Raw genomic sequence first — 1773 nt, forward strand, 5'->3', positions numbered from 1 at the left:
ATAAATTATAAATTGATAATTGTAATATATACATTACAATTAGTGTGACAGCGAAATCATAATAAACAGGAGATGGATATTGTGAAAAAAATAAAGGATGAACGTCTCATTCTTCAAACGTTAAAAAACATACGTATTGCCTTTCTTTTTCAATACATTGGTATAATTGGAATTTTAGGCTATATTGGATTCACTGAAGGAGCTAATCAAATTACGAAATCTCCATTATGGTTATTATTTATTCTTACAAGTATGTTATTTAGTTATTTACAGTTAAGGGTTTCAATAGATGTAGAAGAAAGTGAAAAGGAAATAAAGTTAACTCCTTATTACAAACTTGTCTTACGCTCTCTTATTGTTGGAATTATCATAGCTATTATTTATATCATTTTCAGTCCAGAAAGACCTCTGTTTGAAGCCATTCTAACAGGTAGTATTTTCTTCATATGCTTTTTAGTTTCTTACTCCGTTAGTTATTTTATTAAAAAACGTCGTTTACAAGACGAAGATGAATAAAGAGGAAGGGCTTTCCCTTCCTCTTTGTTTTGTTATCGTACTGTACCAGTTAAGCCATAACGAATGTCTCGGAACATATTTGTTATGTCACGATTAAAATCATTTGTAACTGTGCCGTTACGTAGACGTGTACTCATTGCATCCACACGAGTAAACATGTCATTTCTTACAGAAACATAAACATTTCTATTTCCAACTTCATTCGCAACAGCTTGACGAATTTCGTTTGCCATTGCTGTTTCATCTGTCGCCGAATTACGTGGCTTTACCGCAATCGCTACATCGTTTCCATATACAACTGTAGAAACTCGATCTACGTTATTCATACGTTTTACACGATTCGTAATTTTCTCCGCAGTTTTACCATCATTGTTAATGTATGAATTGTTCATTGTAATATTACGGGTTGGATGCGGATTAGCAATTTGCCCATTGTAATTTACATCACGGTAATAATTATTATATCCTGTATCGTTACGACCGTTTCTATATGTTACATAATCTGTAGAACGATCGTTACGCGTTACATTATCATTATATCGGTGTGTGTCATTATAAGATGTACGCTCGTAATTATAGTTACGTCCATCCATCGCATTATTATCTTTTGGTGTACCACATGCAGCTAATGCACTGGTAACTAACAAAGAAGCAGCAATAACTTTTACTTTCGTATTCAATACAAAAACCCCCCTTGTTAGAATGAACTTCTCTTTCGAAAAGCTCCCCCTTATGATGAGTAATAGAGAGGGTTTTTACACTGTTAATATTTCACTAGGAATTTTCTAGCACTTAATGTAAATTCACCATATTCCTGACCATCACGAATAAAAAAGGCGGGAATAACCCCACCTTTTTTAAACTTCCTCTTCATCCTCTTCTTCTGAAACTGGTTCTCCAAATACATTTGGTGGATCTGGCTGATAATACATCGTTCCTGGCTGCGGTGCATATGCTGGCTGAGTCGGTTGATAATATAAAGGATTGGCGTATTGTGGTCCACCCGGTTGCGGACTATATAACCTACTCTCTCCTCCGCATCCACAATCTTCTTCCCCTTGTACGAGTGGTGGCATATTATTATCCATTGGCATCATATTTGGATTTGGCATAGAAGTATATTGCGGTGCCATTTGTTGATACGGCATTTGATTGTATGGATTTTGTTGCTGATAATGCGGATATTGCGGCATCATTGGCTGTTGATATGGCATTTGATATGGCATCATGTTTGGCATTTGATTGTTATCCATTATC

2 protein-coding genes and 1 pseudogene are annotated in these 1773 nt (G+C 35.3%); 1 reads left to right on the forward strand and 2 read right to left on the reverse strand.

Annotation, left to right across the window (positions count from 1 at the left end):
- Window positions 1–72: 72 nt before the first annotated feature.
- Window positions 73–516 (forward strand): branched-chain amino acid ABC transporter substrate-binding protein, encoded by a 444-nt coding sequence (locus V7038_RS28910; RefSeq protein ID WP_081338520.1) that lies wholly within the window; start codon window positions 73–75, stop codon window positions 514–516.
- Window positions 517–548: 32 nt separating this feature from the next.
- On the opposite strand, the gene V7038_RS28915 is transcribed toward V7038_RS28910, so the two are convergent.
- Together V7038_RS28915 and V7038_RS28920 are read right to left on the reverse strand one after the other, a co-directional pair.
- Window positions 549–1196 (reverse strand): YhcN/YlaJ family sporulation lipoprotein, encoded by a 648-nt coding sequence (locus V7038_RS28915; protein ID WP_002112018.1) that lies wholly within the window; start codon window positions 1194–1196, stop codon window positions 549–551.
- 177 nt (window positions 1197–1373) lie between these two features.
- Window positions 1374–1773, reverse strand: a pseudogene (locus tag V7038_RS28920) (spore coat protein); the annotation flags it as partial.

The sequence above is a fragment of the Bacillus sp. JJ783 genome (assembly GCF_036963225.1).
In the GTDB taxonomy this organism is placed as follows: domain Bacteria; phylum Bacillota; class Bacilli; order Bacillales; family Bacillaceae_G; genus Bacillus_A; species Bacillus_A cereus_U.

What these genes read in the sequence shown, in the direction of transcription:
- V7038_RS28910 (WP_081338520.1), top strand. Translation starts at nt 73, where the DNA reads ATGGATATTGTGAAAAAAATAAAGGATGAACGTCTCATTCTTCAAACG.